Source organism: Carnobacterium pleistocenium FTR1, from assembly GCF_000744285.1.
GTDB lineage: Bacteria > Bacillota > Bacilli > Lactobacillales > Carnobacteriaceae > Carnobacterium_B > Carnobacterium_B pleistocenium.
In genome coordinates this window covers 434,462-455,619 of the sequence record NZ_JQLQ01000002.1, presented here as the reverse complement: position 1 = coordinate 455,619, position 21,158 = coordinate 434,462, and the positions used below count along the sequence as shown (strand labels likewise).

Annotated in this window: 19 protein-coding genes; 4 read left to right on the top strand and 15 right to left on the bottom strand. The window is 34.8% G+C overall.

All coding sequences use genetic code 11. The annotated features are described in order from the left end of the window. Positions 1–26: 26 nt before the first annotated feature. Positions 27–446: a pyridoxamine 5'-phosphate oxidase family protein gene (locus tag BP17_RS02360; RefSeq protein ID WP_035051315.1), complete on the bottom strand. Its 420-nt coding sequence runs from the start codon at positions 444–446 to the stop codon at positions 27–29. A 159-nt stretch (positions 447–605) separates the two neighbouring features. Between BP17_RS02360 and BP17_RS02355 the strand changes: the two genes are divergently transcribed. After that, entirely contained in the window at positions 606–1,469 is an 864-nt protein-coding gene (locus BP17_RS02355; RefSeq protein WP_035051314.1) for a PPK2 family polyphosphate kinase, read from the top strand. 123 nt (positions 1,470–1,592) lie between these two features. Here BP17_RS02355 and BP17_RS02350 read toward each other — a convergent pair whose 3' ends face one another. Continuing rightward, positions 1,593–2,240 carry an NAD(P)-dependent oxidoreductase gene (locus tag BP17_RS02350; RefSeq protein WP_035051313.1) on the bottom strand — a complete coding sequence of 216 codons (648 nt, stop codon included), beginning with the start codon at positions 2,238–2,240 and terminating at the stop codon, positions 1,593–1,595. Positions 2,241–2,503: 263 nt separating this feature from the next. Here BP17_RS02350 and spxA point away from each other — a divergent pair, with 263 nt between their 5' ends. Further along, a complete protein-coding gene (gene spxA / locus BP17_RS02345) occupies positions 2,504–2,908 on the top strand; it encodes a transcriptional regulator SpxA (protein WP_035051312.1) in 405 nt (134 codons plus the stop codon). A 440-nt stretch (positions 2,909–3,348) separates the two neighbouring features. On the opposite strand, the gene BP17_RS02340 is transcribed toward spxA, so the two are convergent. From BP17_RS02340 to BP17_RS02320, 5 genes are all read right to left on the bottom strand, one after another. After that, positions 3,349–4,014, bottom strand: a complete 666-nt coding sequence (locus BP17_RS02340; RefSeq protein ID WP_035051310.1) for a DUF6320 domain-containing protein — start codon at positions 4,012–4,014, stop codon at positions 3,349–3,351. Beyond that, entirely contained in the window at positions 4,011–5,420 is a 1,410-nt protein-coding gene (locus tag BP17_RS02335; RefSeq protein ID WP_035051309.1) for an alcohol acetyltransferase, read from the bottom strand. Before BP17_RS02335 ends, BP17_RS02340 begins: the two co-directional genes overlap by 4 nt. 44 nt (positions 5,421–5,464) lie before the next feature. Next, positions 5,465–6,385 (bottom strand): alpha/beta hydrolase, encoded by a 921-nt coding sequence (locus tag BP17_RS02330; RefSeq protein ID WP_035051308.1) that lies wholly within the window; start codon positions 6,383–6,385, stop codon positions 5,465–5,467. Positions 6,386–6,868: 483 nt separating this feature from the next. Next, entirely contained in the window at positions 6,869–7,210 is a 342-nt protein-coding gene (locus BP17_RS02325) for a GNAT family N-acetyltransferase (RefSeq protein WP_035051307.1), read from the bottom strand. 144 nt (positions 7,211–7,354) lie between these two features. After that, on the bottom strand, positions 7,355–7,861 hold the full coding sequence (locus tag BP17_RS02320) for an isochorismatase family cysteine hydrolase (RefSeq protein ID WP_035051306.1): 507 nt from the start codon (positions 7,859–7,861) through the stop codon (positions 7,355–7,357). A 563-nt stretch (positions 7,862–8,424) separates the two neighbouring features. Here BP17_RS02320 and BP17_RS02315 point away from each other — a divergent pair. Both BP17_RS02315 and BP17_RS02310 read left to right on the top strand, forming a co-directional pair. After that, the gene (locus BP17_RS02315) at positions 8,425–10,068 is read left to right on the top strand and encodes a peptide ABC transporter substrate-binding protein (RefSeq protein ID WP_035051305.1); all 1,644 of its coding nucleotides are present in this window, start codon (positions 8,425–8,427) and stop codon (positions 10,066–10,068) included. Between the two features lie 151 nt (positions 10,069–10,219). Continuing rightward, positions 10,220–11,065: a DegV family protein gene (locus tag BP17_RS02310; RefSeq protein ID WP_035051304.1), complete on the top strand. Its 846-nt coding sequence runs from the start codon at positions 10,220–10,222 to the stop codon at positions 11,063–11,065. Positions 11,066–11,145: 80 nt separating this feature from the next. Here BP17_RS02310 and BP17_RS02305 read toward each other — a convergent pair whose 3' ends face one another. The 8 genes from BP17_RS02305 to BP17_RS02270 all read right to left on the bottom strand — a co-directional run bounded on the left by BP17_RS02305 (position 11,146) and on the right by BP17_RS02270 (position 21,030). Next, on the bottom strand, positions 11,146–11,904 hold the full coding sequence (locus BP17_RS02305) for an ABC transporter permease (protein ID WP_035051303.1): 759 nt from the start codon (positions 11,902–11,904) through the stop codon (positions 11,146–11,148). Next, positions 11,901–12,554 carry an ABC transporter ATP-binding protein gene (locus BP17_RS02300; protein ID WP_035051301.1) on the bottom strand — a complete coding sequence of 218 codons (654 nt, stop codon included), beginning with the start codon at positions 12,552–12,554 and terminating at the stop codon, positions 11,901–11,903. Before BP17_RS02300 ends, BP17_RS02305 begins: the two co-directional genes overlap by 4 nt. 144 nt (positions 12,555–12,698) lie before the next feature. Next, positions 12,699–13,349, bottom strand: a complete 651-nt coding sequence (locus tag BP17_RS02295) for a PepSY domain-containing protein (protein ID WP_035051299.1) — start codon at positions 13,347–13,349, stop codon at positions 12,699–12,701. 150 nt (positions 13,350–13,499) lie between these two features. Beyond that, the gene (locus BP17_RS02290; RefSeq protein WP_035051298.1) at positions 13,500–14,411 is read right to left on the bottom strand and encodes an ATP-grasp domain-containing protein; all 912 of its coding nucleotides are present in this window, start codon (positions 14,409–14,411) and stop codon (positions 13,500–13,502) included. A 37-nt stretch (positions 14,412–14,448) separates the two neighbouring features. Next, positions 14,449–15,711 carry a dicarboxylate/amino acid:cation symporter gene (locus BP17_RS02285; protein ID WP_035051297.1) on the bottom strand — a complete coding sequence of 421 codons (1,263 nt, stop codon included), beginning with the start codon at positions 15,709–15,711 and terminating at the stop codon, positions 14,449–14,451. Between the two features lie 429 nt (positions 15,712–16,140). Beyond that, entirely contained in the window at positions 16,141–17,061 is a 921-nt protein-coding gene (locus tag BP17_RS02280) for a 1-phosphofructokinase family hexose kinase (RefSeq protein ID WP_035051296.1), read from the bottom strand. Between the two features lie 171 nt (positions 17,062–17,232). Beyond that, complete coding sequence (locus BP17_RS02275) at positions 17,233–19,275, bottom strand: copper-translocating P-type ATPase (protein ID WP_035051295.1); 2,043 nt, start codon at positions 19,273–19,275, stop codon at positions 17,233–17,235. Between the two features lie 318 nt (positions 19,276–19,593). After that, a complete protein-coding gene (locus BP17_RS02270; RefSeq protein ID WP_156955990.1) occupies positions 19,594–21,030 on the bottom strand; it encodes an MDR family MFS transporter in 1,437 nt (478 codons plus the stop codon). Positions 21,031–21,158 lie beyond the last annotated feature (128 nt).

Genomic DNA, 21,158 nt, shown 5'->3' with positions numbered 1-21,158 from the left:
TTTTTCTGAGCTATTAGCCGATTCACTTAATTTAAATCGATTGAAATCATTTCAGAATCTTTTGTTCCCTTAAGGGTAACTGTATCGGGTAGAATTTTTAAAACAACAATATTCGGATCATCTTTCCCATCAAAAATGGCGTTCATATATGGACTCCAAAGATGTTCAATCAATGATTGATCATCAGTGATTGAAACTTGTCCTGCTATTTCAACATACTTGTTATTCAGTAGCCCTGTATCATATCCTAATAAAATAAACACATTCGGATTTTTTTCCAAATCCTCTACTTTATGTGTTCGTTTGTCCGTTAATGTATAAAGAATAAATCCTTCATTAAAAAAGTACATGTAACGAGATACTGGTTTATCCACTGAAACAGTCGACATCGTTCCTACAGTATTTTTTTCAATAATTTTTAAAGCTTTATCACGTTCGTCAGCCATAATGAGATCCCTCCATTTTGCGTTTATTATGCCATAACAATCATTCTTATTCAAAGAATATGCCTTCCCGCTGCAAGCGCTTATTCTTTACACCATTTTTTGACTATGTCATACTCACCATACAATCGATTACTGCAATAAAAAGAGGAGGAGCACTACGTGGATAGTACAAAATACCGTGTTACACCAGACAAAACACCCATTAAATTAACTGATTACCCAACAACAGATAATGACCGCTTTAGTGAAGATGAACTACAAAACAAATTGATTCCTGAGAGTATAAAAAAACTACAGGATTTGCATTTGAAACTTCATGCAGAAGAAGAAAAAAGCATTATGGTCGTACTACAAGCTATCGACGCTGGCGGAAAAGACGAAGCAATCAGCTTTATTTTCTCTAATCTAACTGCCCAAGGATTGAAAACGACTTCTGTAAAAAAACCTTCTAAAACGGAAGTTAAACATGATTACCTTTGGCGGATCCATGAAGGAAAACCGGCAAGAGGAGAAATCAGCATTTTAAATCGCTCTTACTATGAAGAAGTCATTGCGCCACGTATTCATGATGTTCTAGATGAAGATCCTCTTCCTGATCATTTGATTGATGAAAATATTTGGAAAATGCGTTTTCGCCAGCTGAATGACTTTGAACGCTATATGAAAGAAAATGGATTCCCAGTGATTAAATTTTTCTTCAACGTTTCAAAAGATATACAAAAGGAACGTTTGCTTGAGAGAATGAAAGATCCTAAAAAGAACTGGGAGTTTTCTTTTAGTGACATTGAGGAAAGAAAACATTGGGACACCTACCAAGAAGTTTTTGAAGAGATGCTGAACCATACTTCTACTGAATATGCACCTTGGTATGTTCTTCCAGCTGATGATGATTGGTATGCGCGTTACATTATTTCTGAAGTCATGATAGAAGTATTGGAAAAGCTTGACCCACAGTTTCCCGAAATTTCTGGAGATGAACAAAAACAACTTAAGGAAAGCATCGAATTGTTAGAAAACGACTGATTTAAATCACTTATAAATAAAAACGAAAACGAATGAGCATTCAACTCATTCGTTTTCGTTTTTCTATTCAGTTCACTATTCTAGAACATGGCCTTACGCAGACTCATCGTCTTTTCCTTTGTGCTAACCAGCTTCTGAGACTACTGTGTAAAGCACATTATTATGCGCTGCTTGTTCAATTTCGTCAACTATGGCAATGGCAAAGTCAGCATAACTGATATAGCTTTGATTAGTTGAATTGACAATTACTTGGTCAGTTCCAGCTTGGTAAGAACCTGTTCGTTTTCCGGTAGCATCAAAGTCTAAAGCCGGACTGACAAAAGTCCAGTTTATTCCAACAGCTTCCTTTAAATCTTCTAAATTTTTAGCTTGATTGATTGCTGTCGGTTGAAAAAATGTTGGTAAATCTGGTGTATCCATTACTCGAAGGGTTTTTTTTTCGTTGACATACAAACTTCCTGATCCACCAACAACAATTAATCTAGTTTCAGGTGCCTCTTTTAATGCTTCAATTAAAATTTTGCCAAACTGTACATGTTTAACAGCTTGCTCTTGCTCCATTCCGGTACCAAATGCATTGACAACAACGTCATATTTTTTTAAATCTTCTGAAGTTAACGAAAAAAAGTCCTTTTCGACAACTTTTAAATCTTTATCTGCTAATTTTTCTGCATTTCTTACAATTGCAGTCACCTTATGCCCTCTAGCTTTTGCTTCTTTCGCAATCAAAGTTCCTGCTCTTCCAGTTGCTGCGATAACGGCTACTTTCATTTCGTTGACCTCCCTTTATTTTATCAAATTCTTTTTATCAGATTAACACATGGGGTATTTTAAATAAAATCTCTCGCTTTTAAAATACATATTCATCTTTTTTCACAGTAAATAAAATCTAAATGTCACAACAATGTGAACTTTTTTCGATAAACGCTGTTGCATTTTGTACATATTCATAGTATTATACTGCTTATAAGTGATATTCGCCTTCATTTATCAATTGTTAATTAGTTTAATTATAATTTAGGAGAGTGGATAAAATGATTACTTTATATACAACGCCTAGTTCAGCCTCATGTCGTAAAGCAAAATCATGGTTAGAGGAAAATAACCTACCTTTTGTTGAAAAAAATATTTTCAATGAAAGTTTGACCATTTCAGAACTGAAGGCTATTTTATGTCTAACAGAAAATGGAACAGAAGATATTATCTCATACCGTTCACAAGCTTTTCAAAATTTAACCATTTCATTAGATGAATTTTCATTATCTGAAGTATTAGAATTGATCCAGCAAGATCCAAGTCTAATTCGCCGACCTATTTTAATAGATGAAAAAAGATTACAAATCGGATTTAATGACGATGATATCCGTCGTTTTTTACCTAGGGAAGTCCGACGCATTGATTTATTAGAAATGCAAAGACAACTTTCTCATATTTCTTGAGATGATATAAATACTTAACATTTTTACACATGTACAGATTTCACTCAATATAAATAAGTAAACTAACACTAAAACAATTTATATTTTTAGTGTTGCTAAATAAATCAACTCTATTACTCATCCAATTTTTCTTGAGAAATAAAGTTATTTTTAGCTATGCACAGAATTTAATGTACGATTACAAATAAATCCTATTCCTCTAGAATTTTTAGGTATAAAATTAGATTAAAACTATTAATAGTAAAAATGAGATTTTCATTATGCACCACCCACCTATTTCACCTATCGCCTAATAAAAAAAAGGCAGCTCTTCCAAGAAATGATGCCCTACCCGAAAACTAGACACTCAAAAAAAGAGGTTGTACAATAAAGGACGTTGATGAGAGAAATCTCACTAACGTCCTTTATTGTACAACCAAAAAAACGTGCTTTTATAATTGTTACACCATCATTCTCTTCTTTAACTCTCTTAACACTTCTCCTCGATAAAAAATAAAAGTCACGATCAACATAATCGTACTTAACCCAATGGATAACCATGCTGGCACAGGGTCCGTCACCCAGTTAAAAAAGAGAAAAATAGCTGGGATCAAGCCAATCAAGGCTGCACACAGTAAATATAAAATGTAGTCTCCCACTTCTATTTTCACCAAACGAACCGCAATGTACATCGCAATGAGTGCAAAAATACAGATCATTGGTACCGCATGAGTAGTTGACCAAGCTGACCACCCTTCTACATAATCCCAATAGATGCTTAATAAGGATAAAGAAATGATTAAATAGACGATGCTTTTAGCAATATTTCGGCGTTTGCGAATAATAATCAAAACGACTAACCACATGCTCACGATACCAAATGAAATAATATTAAGACCTCTGGGCGAACGTAAAAAAAGCAATTCAATAATAAGAGCTATACTGATAGTTGCAATAGAAATACTCGTTAAGATACGCAAAACTTGTTGTTTATTAAAACGTAATGGGATATCTGGATACGGATTAGGTGTTGGCATGTCAGAAACTTTTTCCAACGGTTGATGACAAAGAGGACAACTTAACCATTCGCCATTAACCGATACCTGACATTCTTGGCAATAGTTCAATTTTGCTCACCTCGCAATTCTAAACCATCTATTTTATTGGCTGAAATCGTTATAGCCACTCCAAGAGCCGTTAAATCTCTAACAAATTGTTTATACAACGTGGTTTCGACAAATGGAGAATTCAAACAAATAGATAAATAGTCTTGATGACTAATAACACAAAACTGTGGTCTTACGGCAGATGTTTGAAAATAAAATTGATGCACCTTCTCATCAATCGATTGAGGTAAGTGGACACTTCCTAAATTGGACATTGCAAAGGTTAATCTGCGATTGTTAAAGTAATTGATTATTTTTAAAATACCATCCTTGATTGGTCGAAAAATCACGCGTGTAAGAGGATTAAATTCATAGGCAATCAATTTATTCAATCGTGTTTCTAGACTATTCGAGCTAAGCTGTTGCTGCAATTGCTCTTTAAGTGTTTTACAAATAACTGCTAAATTTGTTTTCTCTGACGGATCGTACGTATACTCCAAATGCGTCGTACTAAAAAAGTTTCGGGCAGAGGTTGAATCATAGAATTGCCTTAAATTGACTGGTACCGACACTGCTATTGTCATTCCATCTTCTACAATTGGATTCGTTTTTCGAATAGCTTCAATGAATAACGCCGTCAAATAAATGGTTAGAGAAGCATTTTGTTCATGTGCTAATTTTAATACAGGTTGAACGGACATGTTTAATTCAACAACATGTGTCCGATTATCAATCGTTCGTTTGCCTTTTATTTGATAAACTTTTTTTCTTTTCTTTTTCTTTTCTTTGTCAGTCATTTCATATTGCATGGCTTTTTTTCCATAATTCAATGCAAATTTACCCGCTGTCTTGCTTGCACCTGCTAATTTACGAATTGCTGATTGTGTGGCTACTGCATAACTACGTTGTCCCTTATGGCGGAAATGATGAATAAAACTATCCGTATGCTCACTGTCTACAACACGCTCTGATTGAGAACTTTCCTTACTAATTTCAGCAGAAACAAAATCATTTTGAAGGAATACATATTCACTCAACAGATCTTCAAAAAACCACATCGCTCCCGTTCCATCTGACAAAGCATGAAAAACTTCTAGATGAATTCGATTCTGATAGTAGACTACTCGAAAGAGCAATTCTTTGCGATCAAAGTGATATAATTGCGAACAAGGAGGCTGTTCATCTAACTGGACTTGTGGCTTCAAGTCACTTTCTTCTAAGTAATACCAAAATACACCTCGTCGTAAAACACTACGGTAAAGAGGGTATGCTTCAAAGTTCTTATCTAAAGCTAGTTGCAATAATATAGGGTCAATTGCTTCTTCCAGAGTTGCACTCAGTCGAAAGACCTTTGTGTCAAAATCAGTTACGGATGCGAGAAAAATATTAGACGCATTATCAAGCCGAACCCAATTTTTCCGTTTCATATTTCTTTCTCCTTTGCTCTACTAAATTCCACTGTTTTAGTCTACTACGCATTCAAAAAATTGTTTATAGCTTGATAAGCAGCCGTCACAGGGACTACAATTTTAGGATAGTTAATAAAACCATGTACGGTCCCTCCGATGCGTTGAATAACTACATCATTCCCAGCTTCTTTTAGAGCTATGCCGTACATTTCTCCTTCATCACGCAATGGATCAAATTCAGCTGTAATAACTAGTGTTTTAGGTTGCTGTGTTAAATCTTCGGCCATCAGTGGTGAAATATATGGATTTTTACGATTGGTTAGATCAGGTTCATACATTTCCATATATTCCTGGACTTTTTTAGCTGTTAAGCCGTATTCATACCCATTTGTACGAATGGATTCAAATGGGGAGTTCTCTGTATGATCCCAGTAAGTAACCGGGTAAAGTAAAACCTGCTTAGCTGGGACCGTTTTCCCTCTATCTCTCAACATTAACGAAACAGCTGCTACTAGATTTCCTCCGGCTGAATCTCCAATCAACGTGATTTGTGAAGCTTCCATTAATCCGGCTAGTTCTAGATGAGTCATCAAGGTTTCTGCTACTCGGTAACAATCTTCTAGACCAGATGGATACGGGTGCTCAGGAGCTAGCCGATAATCAACTGAATACACTACTCTCCCAGTTAAATCAGCCATATTTATACACGCTGGTGTGTATGTATCAATATCCCCAATTACCCATCCACCTCCATGAAAGAAAACTAGAACATCTTCATTTAATGGTTCTTTTGGATAAAAAATACGTACTGGAATATCGTGCGATCGATCCTTTGAATAAATTTTCTTGTCTAATACTCGGTACCCTTTTTTAGGTTTAGACGAAAAGAGTTGTTGCACTTTTCTTACCAACACGTAATCTTCTTGCATATTTATTTTTGGTGATGAGAGCAACTTTAATATGATTCTAAATAATGGATTCATTTTTTCCCTTTCACACTAACTTATTCTTTTTATTCAGCATGAGTTATTCACTTAGAATTGTCAAGATAATCTATTTTTCCTTATCTATTGAATAAATCAAATTTTTGATTGGCTATGCAAAAAAGTTTGGAATGTCTATTATCCCAAACTTTTTATTTTAATTAAGATTGTTAAAGTTATTTCATTGTTCTTTCAGCCGGTACGACAACTTGTTTTAATAACCAATAATGGAAGAACCATTCTCCACCGCCAATTAAAACAGCTGGAATCAAGACCATAATCCATTGAAGTAAGGTAGATCCATAAAATCATTGCAGCTGCTCCAGAGTCAGCGATTGTGGCAACTACATTTCCTCTTTTTTCTATTTTTTATTGCTGAAGGCGAATCACATTAACTGCCTAGCTGTATATAGTGTTCTACTTGCTGAAAGCTTACCGTGCTAACTATTTAAAAGCAAAAGTAACAACCTGATTTTTCCACACCTAGTAAATAGCTTTTATAAACGCTTCTATTTCATCAACAGCAGACATTTTGTACCCACCATATATTTTTTGTGTTTCACTTATTATGGCTCTACCGACTCCTTCACCTCTAAAGGAGGGTAAGACAGCTAAATGGCGAATTACGAATTCTTTTTCTTGTACTTCAATACCGATGATACCTATATATTTTTCTTTTTCCTGCCAGAAATACATTTCCCAATTACGGTTCTGCTGATAACGTTGCATCGTTTGTTGGAGGTACTTCAATTCATGCTCTTTTGGCATTAGCGACAGTAAACCTAGAGCCAATTTATTCTGGCTATTTCTATATTTAACTAACACTAGCTACCCCTTCCTTCTTTCCTTAAGGCATTTTTTACACCTCTTTATTACGAGAAAATAGTACCATATAACTGATAGTTGTCCAGTACATTGAACTATTAGTTATGATTTCAATTTTTCATGATATGTTTTGATTCTAATTTATCAGTAGATTTCTATTTTTAAACTCTTCATTACCTCTAATGTTTTATTATGCAGTTCTTTAGTAGTTCCTGTACATAAGTCTTCAAGTACACAGATACTAGCCAGTGGAAAGGAACTGTGTAGCATAATAGCATTAGATAATACACACACATTTGTTTCAATACCTACAAATTCAATGACTCTATCAGGATCATCGTCATATTGGTTCCTTAGTTTCTCCGCTTCTTCAGGTGAAATCGAGTGGAATTTCTTTTTTAAGACATTATGCTTTTTTAACGCTTCTTTTAATGGCTCTACTAACTCTAATCCCCATCTCTTTTCTGCATCTGATCGATTATCATCTTCTATGTTGTGTTGATTCAAAGTGTAATAAATAGGTTCCCCTTTATTTTCTTGCTCTTTTATTTCTTTTATTATCTCAGGTATCAACTTTTCGGCATTTGGCACTGAAAGAAGTCCTCTTTTTTCAATCACAAAATCATTTTGCATATCAATTACAAAAAGCATAGTCTTTCCTCCTCGTCTTAGTTACTGAAACACTAAAAAAAGCTAAACCTTCTTATGTAACTTTTTAGTATTTTAAAGTACAGCTACTTACTGATGCTGTTTATTTTTTTACTTATTTCCTACATTTGATGGATCAGAATCCGCGGGAGTATCATCACGAGAGGTGTCTTCTACTAGCTATAGTAATATTGTCAGACCTGTAGCCTTCTTTTAACAACTGTTCAACTTTCGCTGTTGTTTGTCCAAGTGTTGGGTAAACTCCCTGAATTTTTTCCATTCATTTCCACACCTTTCATCTTTTGCTTTTATTTTCTTAATCATATCAAATAAAAGAATCGCTTCAAAATGAAATGGATTTTATAAAGAGCACTTTTTTTGTGTCCATTTTAAAAGAAAATGTTCTTTTTATTTTCGTCAGCTATTTCGCACTATTCTATCTTAGAAAATCTTTCATTTGTCTAGGTACGATTTCTGTTCAAAAAAAGATTAGAAGTGATATAATAAAGAGACAACATGAAATTGGTATACAAAAAGGATTGGTTGATTTAAAGGGGGATACACATATGAAAATGAAATTTTATAATTTAGGATTACTATCTTTTACTTCACTTGCAGTATTAAGTGCCTGTGGGAATACAGAACAAGAAAGCACAGAAGACACTGGTGAAGAACAGCAAGTGCTACATTTAGCTGCTGAATCAGAAATGGATACAATGGATACCACGATATCCACTACTAATTTCACACCAATGAATAATGTTTTTGAAGGTTTAGTCACTTATGATCTTGATGGGAATTTAGTACCTGGAAATGCAGCTTCTATGCCTGAAGTATCAGAAGATGGAAGTACGTATACCTTTACTATTCAAGAAGATGCTAATTGGTCAAACGGGACCCCCGTTACCGCAGATGATTTTGTTTTCGCATGGAAAAGAATGGTAAATCCCGAGAACAGATCCGGATATGCTTATCTATTTTCAGGTATTGTAAATAATGCTGAAGCTATTTTAAATGGCGAAGCGGAAGTTGATGAATTGGGTGTTGTTGCTCTAGATGAAAAAACCTTAGAAGTAACATTAGAAAGACCGGTTCCTTATTTTCTTGACGTTTTAACGATTCCTTGTTATTTCCCTCAAAATGAAGCTTTTGTGACCGAACAAGGTGAAAATTATGGATTAAATGCAGAAAATGCTATTTATAATGGTCCCTTTACTTTAGCTGACTGGAATTCTGCTTCTGGGGATTCTTGGACGTATCAAAAAAACGACGAATATTGGGATGAAGATACTGTTAAATTAGATGAGATCACTACACAAGTTGTCAAAGAAGTCGGTACTGGGCTTAATTTATATGAATCCGGTGATTTAGATTCAATTTCTTTATCTGGTGATTTTGTTGCTCAATACACAGAAAATGCTGATTTTAAAACAAATGACAAGGCATGGATTTATTATATTGAAGTTAATCATGACGTACCCGAATTAGCGAATGAAAATATTCGGAAGGCCTTATCTTATGCCATTGACCGTCAAGGGTTTACAGATAATGTTCTGTTAGATGGATCTCAACCTATTTTTGGCCATGTTCCAAATGGATTAGCTAAGAACCCAGAAACAGGCGTTGATTTCCGCGCAGATGCTGGAAATATTGTTGAATCTGATATAGAAACGGCTCAAGCAGCTTGGCAAGCAGGTTTAGAAGAATTAGGCACAGATACCTTCTCATTGGAATTGACAACTTCTGATTCTGAAGACAGCAAAAAATTAGCTGAATTTATTCAAAGTGAGTTGCAAAATAACTTACCCGGTTTAACGATTGCTATTCGTCAAATGCCAGATAATTCACGACTAGACAATATTAAATCAGGAAATTACCAAATTGCTACTTCTTACTGGTTAGCTGATTTTGCAGATCCAATCAATTTTGTTGAACGTTTTGACACAGATATCAACCGAGGCAATTATTCGTTCGAGGATATCGATGCTCTTGTGGATCAAAGCAACCAACAATACAATGATACCTCAGCAAGATGGAATTCATTGATTGAAATTGAAAAAGTAGCTTTGGGCGAACATTATGTCGATGTTCCAATTTATCAAACAGCTGAAGCGTATCTTGAAAAACCTTATGTGAAAGATATTTACCGTCCTGTATTTGGTAGCAGAAGTTTTAAATATGCTTCCATTGATAATACTCAAATGGAATAACTTAATTTAAACCTAATCTACAAACGCTACCTTTCAGCTAAGTGAAAGGTAGCGTTTTTTTTATTAAAGTTATTTTTTGATAATAATTTATATTTTTCTTAGGAGTTTTACTATATACTCAACTTACAACTTATTTTAAGGAGAATATTCAATGAAATTAAAAATTGTAACCGATTCAACAGTCGAATTAACTGATGAAGAAGTAGCTCGTTATGGTATTCAGATTATTCCGTTATCTTCTATGATTGAAAACGTAGTCTATCATGATGATATTGAAATAACAAACGAAGTATTTTTACAAAAAATGAAACAAGCAGCTGAGCTGCCAAAATCCTCTCAACCACCTGTTGGAAAATTTTTAACTGCCTATAATGCTTTAACGGCTGATGGGAGTGAAGTTTTATCTATTCATGTGACTGAAACATTAAGTGGAACTGTCCATTCAGCACATCAAGCAGCGGATTTAGCTGATGGTAAAGTAACAGTCATCGATTCTCAATTTTGCGCCCGGGGTATGGCTTTTCAAGTACTTGCAGCTGCTGAATTTGCTAACCTTGCTTCCTCAATGGAAGAAATGCTAGCTCATTTAGAAAATATAAAATCTAGAACGATCCTTTATATCAGCATTGCAAATCTTGAAAATATGATAAAAGGCGGTCGAATAGGTAAAACGATGGGCAAACTGACTTCCTTAATGGATATCAAAGCTACTTTACAAATGACAGATGGAAAACTTCATTCAGATTCAAAAGGACGTGGCACGAAATCAATTGTAAAACGCTATAAGGAAATTTGCCAAACGTTACATGATGCTCCTAAAAAAGTAAGTGCTATCGGCTTCACACATGTTGGTATGAGCGATTACTCAACTACTATTTTAGATATGTTGAAAACAACTTTTCCTCATATTGAACCGATGGTTTCTTATGCAAGTCCTAGTGTAATGACTCATGCTGGTCCTGAAGCCATCTCTGTCCAATTTTTATTAGAAAAATAAGTTCATACGATTTATGTGATACTGAGCCAACAATAGAATTAAGCAAAAAAGCTGATCTAATGCAGATCAGCTTTTTTTGTTTAGTTCTTCAATTGTTTTCGTTCGTTATAAAATTCTTTATAAGCCATGTAACTTGCGATAACAGATGCGATACTTGTTGTGGATAGCAACATGAACGTGACCATGATTTGATATTTGATTGCATGAGTTGGATCGACACCAGCAAACATCAAGCCGGACATCATCCCTGGTAAACTAACAATCCCAATTGTTTTTGCTGAATCAATGGTTGGTGACATCCCTGCACGAATACTATCACGCACAATCGAAACGGAAGCTTGTTTTAAATCTGCTCCTAAAGCTAACTTCTCTAGGACTTGTTGGCGTTGATCAGTAAACTTTGCATTCAAATTTCGGTAGGAAATACTGATTGCAATCATTGAATTACTAGCAATCATTCCTGTAATCGGAATCACTTGTGAAGGAATAAATAGAACAGAACCTGATAATATCAAAACCAATAAAGTCAAAACTGTTGCAGTAAATATGGCAATAAAAGAAATTTTAAATGCATTTGATATACCATTACTCCTCTTCCCTGCGTTAAAAGAGGCATTGAAAATAATCACTAAAACAAGTGCTAGTGTCACAATGACATTATCTAGTTTAAAAACATAACCCAGTAAGTACCCAACTGCAAACAATTGAATAACGGCCCGTAAAACACTTATTAGAATATCTTTGCCTAAGCCTAATTTTTCTTTGTAAACAATAAATAACGCTATCCCAACTAGCGCAGTTGCAAAGAATAATGACGTGTTGTTAATTGCTAGATTCATTTAGCTTCCTCCATTTCTCCCTCAACCAAATGAATAACCCGATTTGATAGGTCGATTTCTGTCTGATTATGTGTCACCCATAACACCGTGACACCTCGTTCTTGATTTATGATACGGATCAATTTACGGATAATTTCTTGGTTTGCTGAATCTAATGCACTTGTAACTTCATCTAATAATAATATTTCAGGTAAAAATAATAGATTGCGAATCAATGCTATCCGCTGTTTTTCTCCACCAGACAAAGTAGTTACTAATTTTGTTAGGTACTCTTTTCCTAAACCGACCTCTTTTAAAGCAGAAATGGCTTTTTGTTCATTAAACGTTTGATTTCTGATTTCATAAGGAAAAGCCAAATTATCTTTTACAGTTTCTCCAAAGAGGCTAGCTGTTTGAAAAGAATAAGAAACTTCTTTTCGATAAACAGTTGGTTCATACTCTTCAATGCGCTTATTTTGATAAAGAATACTTCCTGAAGTTGGCGATAGCATAGAAGCAATCATTTTTAACAACGTACTTTTACCACTTCCAGAAGGTCCAGTTATCGTCACAAATTCTCCTTTTTCAACCAAAAAGTTAATACCTTTTAAAATAACTTTCCCTTCTGATTCATAACCTAACTGATCAATTTTTAATAGTGGTGCATTCATTTATTTTCCTCCCAGGGTCGTTTTGATTATAATAATTATTTATTTATACTGATTATAATTAAATAAAGTGTTTATGTCAATTAAAATTCAGCATAACAAAAAAACTGCCTAGTCTCAAAAGAGATGACAGTTTTTTTGTATCTTTTAATCATTTTCTACAGATAAAATCTCCCCAGTTTCAGCATTTAAATGTACCTCTACTTCGTTGTTTCCTTCTTCAAATTCTCCCGTAAACAATGGCATATTTGTATCATCATCTGCTTCTAGGTTCCAAGAAATAAGTACAGCATTTGGAGCTTCTTTCTCAGATCTTGTAATCAATTCATCAAAGGTCATTAATTCATCAACCATCAATTCTTGATCATCAGAGTCTGAAGCTTCCTCTTCAGTGTTATTTTCTATTTCTTCCCCATTCTCAGCATTTACTTCCCATTCAATTTCTTGCATATCATCAAAACCATTGATTTCAAATGTGTATTCTCCTTGATCTTTATCAAAATCAATTGAAGAAATAGCTGCATTTGGGTAAGCTGCTTGGAATTCAGCAATAGCTTGTTCAGGTGTTACTGAAAAACTTTCCCCTTCAAATTTTTCTGATTCAGACGATGTAGAACTTGAATCAACTGTTCCTGTCGTTGTTGAACTGCTTGTTGAACTACTCATTGAACTAGAACTAGCTGTTGATTCAGTTGTTGAATTTACTGCATCATCAACAGGTGCTTCTGTGCTGCCACATGCTGCTAATACTACCAAAGCAATACCAACGACTGATCCTAATTTTAAAGTTTTTAACATTATATCATCTCCTCACCTTTAATTTAATAGTAACAAATCAACTGAGGATATCATAAAATTATGTTTTTCTCAAAATAGAAATCAACTTAATCTTTTAGTGTTACCAAATTCTAAAGCTATTTCTTTGCACTTTTCAATAGAAAAAGCACGTTATCTTTTCTCAAGTTCTGATTTCAAGAAGTTTGCTAACTCTAACATAGCGTATTTTTCAGCAACTTTTTCGGCATCCGCGTTATAATTGGTATTCGTATTCACATCATATGCATAGGCTTTTCCATGAACATCAAAAATAAATTCAACAGCCGCTACATCAATTTTTTGCTCTTTTAAAAACTTTTCATACAATTTAATTTGTTCATTCGGAAGGGAATCCATAATCGTAAATTTATTGATTACTGGTACATCTCCTACTTGGCAACTATCTGCTGGACACAACTCGAATCCATCGCTTGAATCAACCTTCACAGCATAAAAGAATTTTCCGCCAATAAATTCAGAGCGGATAATAGTTCCATCAGCAGGTTTAATGTATTCTTGGATCAAACTGATTCCATCAATTGAATCTTCGAATTCTGATCCGTAAATATAGGCTTTTAATTCTTCGATTGAGTTTAGTAAACGAACACCTAATCCTTTACCAGCACGATTGTGCTTGATGATAAATGGGAATTTATTCAATCTTTCAGCAGCTTTGATAATAGCTTCTTTACCAACTGCTCCATAGGTCTCAGGTGTTTGAATGCCCTGTTTTTGCAAAGCCAAATGCTGTTTCAATTTGCTTACTTCCAGTTCAATCGCTTTTGTCCCATTGAACACAACAGCATCACGGCTTTCCAGCCAAGTCAACAGATTATCCGTTAATTCAGGTGCATAACGGTGTCCACGTGTATGCGAAGAAGCACTCATCCGATTATAAAAAATCCCTTCAGGTGGTTCTTCTTGGATATCGATCATTCCATCAGATAAATCCCACAACTCATAAGGTGCCTTGATTTCATCCAACTGCGCTGTTAAATGTCTAGTCCAATCGTTATTTTCATGAATAATATAAATTTTTTTCATTTTATTCTCTCCCCATCTCTTTTATCTTGTACTCTTTTTATTTGTTCACTTCAGTGATCACTTTCTTGTAGTCTGCTACTTTATTGTACACGAACGCATCTTCAGATTGAGCAATCAGGACTGGTGCTAACGCATTCCCTACCACATTAACTGCGGAACGACCCATATTGATAAAGAAATCGACTGAAACCATCAATGCCACTCCCTCAGCAGGTAAGCCAAGTTGTGTTGCTGCAGCTAATAATACCACTACTGCTCCTGATGGGACCGTTGCAATTCCCTTTGTAATAATCGTTAGAAATAAAACCAATGCAATAATTTCGCCAAATCCTAGTGTCACATCATACATGTTAACTATAAACATTGTGGCTAAACTAATATAGACACATGCTCCAACAAGATTAAATGAATAGCCTAGTGGTGTTACAAAAGAAGAAACTGATGACGATACACCAAATTTCTTCAGGCGGTCAATTAAAGAAGGCAAGACAACACTTGAACTTCCGGTCGTAAATACAACTACGATCAAATCACTAATTTCTTTTAGCATTGTAAAGTAAGGTACATGGAAAAACCAAGCAATGACTGGAAAAATTATCAAGAGGACAATCATAAAGGCTAGGTAAGTAAATAAGACAAATTGTCCTAAAGCAACTAAATTTTCTATCCCATATGCGGCAATATCATAAGCTAAAAATCCAAATACACCAATGGGAGCAAAAGAAATGGCATAATCAACCATTTTAAACATTGCTTGAGACCATGATTCAAAAAAAGAAATAACCGGTTTTCCTTTTTCACCTATTGAAACTAATGACAGTCCAAGAAAAATTCCAAAAAAGATGATTGGCAATAAATTCCCATCTGCAAAGGCTTGAAATAGATTGCTCGGTACAATACTCAGAAAAAAACTTTGAAAGTTAATTCCACTTGCAATGCCTTCAAGGGAATCAGTAGAGACGGCTCCAGTTTGAAAATTGCTGCCGATTCCAGTCCATTTTCCGGCTAAAATACTAAGAATGATCAATCCCGTCGTTACTGAAAAGAAATAGACAAAGGACTTTCCTGCCACTTTACCAAAGCTTTTTGTGTCACTAATATTAACTATAGATAAAATAATGACCGGGAAAATAAGTGGCACAATGATCATTTGAATCAAATTCATAAAAATCGTACCCAGTATTTCTAATTGAAGCCCCGCCGTTTTGCTAAAATAACCTACAAGTATACCTGCCAAAGCCCCAATAACCACTTGCAACATAAGGCTTGGTTTCTTTATCTTTCTTTTATTTACTAACATCTTTTTATTTTCCTCCTAGTCGATTGATTAATGTGTACAAAAAAAGTGCATGAGTGGGTATACACTCATGCACAGTTGATTCATCTTTAGAATAAATTATAAGAAAGCACCCTTACACAAAAACAGGATTTTTCTTATAATTGATTAATTGATCATAGAGCAAAAATTGATTTATTCAATCAGAAAGAAGCCCGATGAAAAGATGATTGCTGATAACATGAGTGGTTCATACAACATGGACAACACAACATGCATAGACAGTTCATCTTTTTCATTAGGGCTTCCTCCTTTTTTAATTTATTTTTTTCTTTAAAGGTGAGCGCTCACGTATTTAAAGTAAGTTCATTGTAACAATGTGAAAATGCGTTGTCAACTTTAAATCTTTCATTCAATCAAACCGCTTTGTTGGTAGTACTATACAACTTATTATTATAATTTTTCTAGTCTTACTTTCTTTTGCAGGTTCTGAGCATCTTTTACACTAAACGTTGTACTGTCATCGTGCTGAACTTTGCTGGCTGAACACGCTGTAGCAATCGTTAATGCTTCAGCAAAGGTTTTTTGCTGCGTTAAGGATGCAATAAAAGCCCCTACAAAACAATCGCCAGCCCCAGTATCATTTTTAACGACCACCACTGGAGGAGTGATTTGATAGAATTCATTTTTATGTCCGCATAAGCTACCTGATCCGCCTTGCGACACAACTACATAATCAATCGTTTTAGTTAGTTCTTTTACCGTATCCAACAATGACTTTCCCTGCTCAGTAATCTCTAGTATCTCAAATCGATTTGGTTTAATAAAGTTCACTTTGGCTTTTACTGCTGTTTTTAAAGCATCACCCGAAAGATCGCAAGCAATAAAACAACCTATTTTTTTCAATAGTTTTATTAGTTCTTCCAAATCTCTAATTTCAAAGCCTGGAGGCATAGAACCAGAAATCAGCACTGTATCTTCCTCTTCGACTTTTTCTTCAATTTTATCAAATAACAGCGTTTTATCATAATTTGAAATAGCAGAGCCTTTTTCTGTGATCAAGGCACTACCGCTTACATTTTTTTCTAAAATAACATAGCTTTCTCTAGTTGGTTTACCATAAACTTCAACAAGGTCATGGTTGATACCCTTTTCTTCTAATATCTTTTCAAGTTCTCCTAAATTAGTTGTGCCACAAAATCCTAGAGCCTGATTTTCTACGCCTAATTTACTCATTGCATAGGAATTATGATGCCCTTTACCGCCTAAATCATATGTGACCCTCTCTAATCGGTTATTCTTCTCCTTGGTCAGCTCTCCATCAAGGTACAGCATCCGATCAATGGTTGGGTTTAATGTAATGGTATAAATCATTTAAGATCCTCCTCTATTTGAAGTTGATACTATCATTTTTGCTATAAATTACTCCTATATTTTTATTATACCATTTAACTAAATTGGTCCATAAAAAAAACCACTGAAAAAGTGGTTTCATTCTGATCCTTTAAATTATGGGTCTATAATTTGCTGGGTTAATAGCTTTGTTCAATCAATTTTTAACATTTGCGCATTTATTGCAACAATAATGGTACTTAAAGACATCACAACTGCTCCAATAGCTGGCGTAATTAAAATATTTTGGTTAATTAAAACGCCTGCTGCTAGTGGAAGAGCTATCACATTATACCCTGCTGCCCATATAAAGTTTTCAATCGTTTTTTTGTGACTAGCTTTAGATAATTTGATAATATTCAATACATCTACCGGATTGCTATTCACTAAAATAATATCTGCGGTTTCAATAGCAACATCGGTACCTGCCCCTATTGCTATCCCAACATCAGATTCTGCTAAAGCTGGAGCATCATTGATTCCGTCTCCGATCATAGCTACCTTTTTACCATCTTCTTTTAATTCAGATACTTTCTTAGACTTTTCATGAGGAAGAACTTCAGCGATTACTTGTGAAAGCCCTAATTTATCGCCTACATAATTAGCCACTTTTTTATTATCTCCGGTCATCATGATGGTCTCAATACCTAAATCATTCAACTGCTTGATTACTTTATAAGAAGATTCTCTGATGATATCCGCTAATGCGATCATGCCTTGCAATTCATTGCTTTTCAAGACGAACACAACCGTTTTTCCTTGTTGAGCCATTGTTTCATAGCTTTTTTCATCAAAAGAAATTTGATCTTTTCTCATAGCTCCTGGGCTGACAACTGAAATCTCTATTCCTTTTACAGTCGCTGTTAATCCCTTACCTGCTAAATTACGGTAATTTTTAACATCATAGATTTCTAATTTGCGTTCTTTACCTTCTTTAACGATACCCTTAGCAATTGGATGATCTGATTGGGTTTCAACTGAATAAGCTAAAGTTAATAATTCAGATTCGCTTACCCCTTCAACAGGCTGAATATCGGTTATCCCAAAGTTACCTTCTGTTAACGTGCCTGTTTTATCAAAAACGATTTTATCGATTTTATATGCTCCTTCAAAAGCAATCCGATTACGGATCAACAACCCTTTACTAGCTGCAATCGAAGTTGATCTTGAAGTCACTAAAGGTCCTGCGAGCCCTAATGCATGTGGACAAGCAATAATCAATACGGTCACCATCCGTTCTAAAGCAAAATCAAAATCACCAGTAACTGACCAATAAATAACCGTAACTAAACCAACTACGACAGCTACATAAAAGAGCCATTTGGCGGCAATATCAGCAAATCCTTGTGCTTTAGATTTTGTAGTCTCAGCTTCTTGAACTAACTGAATAACTTGAGATAGATACGTATCATTCCCGACTTTATTCACTTCGATTTTCAAAACTCCTTCACCATTAACGGATGCACCGATTGCATCCATTCCAGGGCTCTTCTCTACCGGTAAAGATTCTCCAGTTAGCATGGATTCGTCTATAGCAGATGTTCCTTCATAAATAGTGCCATCTAGAGGGATTTTTTCACCTGATTTGACAAGAATTTTATCCCCCGGTTTTAAATCTTCTACCGTTACTTCAATAATGTTACCCGCTTCATCAATTTTGTGTGCTTCTTTTGGCATTAATTTAATTAACGCTTCTAAAGCTTTTGAAGCTCCCATAATTGATTTCATCTCGATCCAATGACCAAGAAGCATAATAGCAATTAAAGTAGCCAATTCAAAGAAAAAATCACTACCAGAAATAAAAAATGTCGTTAATGTGCTGTAGAAATACGCTGTAATGATCGCTAACGAAATCAACATCATCATTGCTGGGGTTCGTGATTTCAGTTCACTCCATGCTCCTGTAAGAAATGGTTTTCCTCCGTAGAAAAAAAGAATAGTTGATAGAACAAACAACAGAATATTATCTCCTAAAAAAAGAATTTCATATCCAAAAAGCATTTGGAACATTGGAGATAAAATAGAAATAGGAACTGCTAGAATCAATGAGACCCAAAACCTTTTTTTGAAATCCTCAATCATCATTGCATGATGTCCCGAATGCCCACCAGTATGGCTCATACTGCTGTGATCCATACTGCTGTGATCCATGTCGCTATGATCATGATGATTTGATGGTTCTTTATGTTTTTCCATATTTATCTCTCCTTATTAATTTCAATTATTTTTTCGTTTACAACTGTAATCAACTTACTTTTAACTTTATACTTATTAAATACCCTTGTCAAGGATCTCATTCGTATAAAACAAACTTTATTTTCTAAGCTTATTTATATATATCACACACAAAATTTATTTTTCATCTCACTATTTCTATTTTTAAAATAAAGTTAACATTGAAATAATTGATCGTAACAATAAATAAATTCTTCAATCTGAAAATTTTTCATAGTATTAAACACCCTTAACGACGAAAAAAACCTTTACCTTTAGGCAAAGATTTTTTACTTTAACTTATACATTTCTAGCCGGTTTGGCATCTGGTAAGTACGGATTCTCTTTAATGAATAAGGTCATAATAAAGGCCACTAGCGAAAACAGTCCTACTAATTTGAAAACCATTTGAAATCCTGCTAAATCAGACAATTCAGTTGATAGCTGCTGTGCAACACCTTCTTGAGAAACAACTGTCATCACAACAACGAATAAAGCTGTTCCCATTGAACCCGCTAACTGGCGTTGCGTATTAAACATTGCTGATGCATGGGCTGCAAGTTCTAATGGAACAGCATTGAAAGCAGCTGTTTGGATAGGCATCAATGTCAGTGAAAAGCCTAATGATCGAACGATTTGAAGCAAGACAATATATTTGATTGGTGTGTTTAAATCAATCAGTCCTATGATAAAAGTTCCAATTGTGACCAGTAATAGCCCACTCATGGCTAACCTTTTAGAGCCATATTTATCAAACATTTTACCCGTGACAGGACTCATAATAGCCATAAGAATCGATCCTGGCAAAAGAATCATTCCTGATTCCAGTGGCGTCATCCCGCGGATAGTTTGAAAATAAATCGGCAACAACATGATAGCTCCATACATTCCAGCTGTTAGTACAAATGAAATAATAAGATTTAACCGATACCCTTTATATTTAAAAATACCAAAATTCAGTAAAGGTTCTTTTGAATGATTAGAGCGATTGACTAATAGAACTAAAGAAATAATTCCAATGATCAGTGATAAAGCTACATTAACGCTTATAAAGTCATTTGAAGATGCATTGCTAAGTCCAAACAACAACCCACCAAAACCTAGCGTTGAATAAATGACACTGATACCATCTAATTTCGGATGACCCGTTTCCCCAACGTTGTTTAAAACAAAGAAGGCAACCACAACATCTATAACAGCAAATGGTAAAATGAAGTAAAACAGCATATTCCAATGGTAGTTTTGTACGACCCATCCTGAAAATGTCGGTCCAATAGCTGGAGCGAAATTCATTGCTAAACCAACTAGTCCCATTGCTGAACCTCTTTTTTCAATTGGAAAAAGATATAAGATAACAATCATCAATAATGGCAAAACAATTCCTGCCCCTATTGCCTGAATCATTCGGCCAATGATCAGTACTGCATAAATATTAGCAGTAGCCGCTACAAAAGTACCCATTGAGAAAACAATCATCGAAAACAAGTACAGTTGTCGCGTTGTAAAGCGGTTAACGAGATAGGCCGTAATAGGTACCATGATTCCATTGATCAGCATATAAGCCGTCGTTAACCACTGACCTTGAGTGGCAGTAATCGAAAATTCTTTCATTATACTTGGAAGAGCAGTACTCATAAGCGTTTGATTTAATATGGTCACAAAGGACCCCATTAAAATAACTCCTAAAATAGATTTAACTTGTGCGGATGGTATATTTTGATTTTTTGCTTGAATCATAGCTTTTCTCCTTTATTCAATTTTTGTATCTTTTTTTCCCTTCTCTTCATCTAATCACCCAAAGGAAAAGCACTCTATAATAGCTTATTTTTTTAATTTAGACTACGGAATGCTATACTAACTATTGA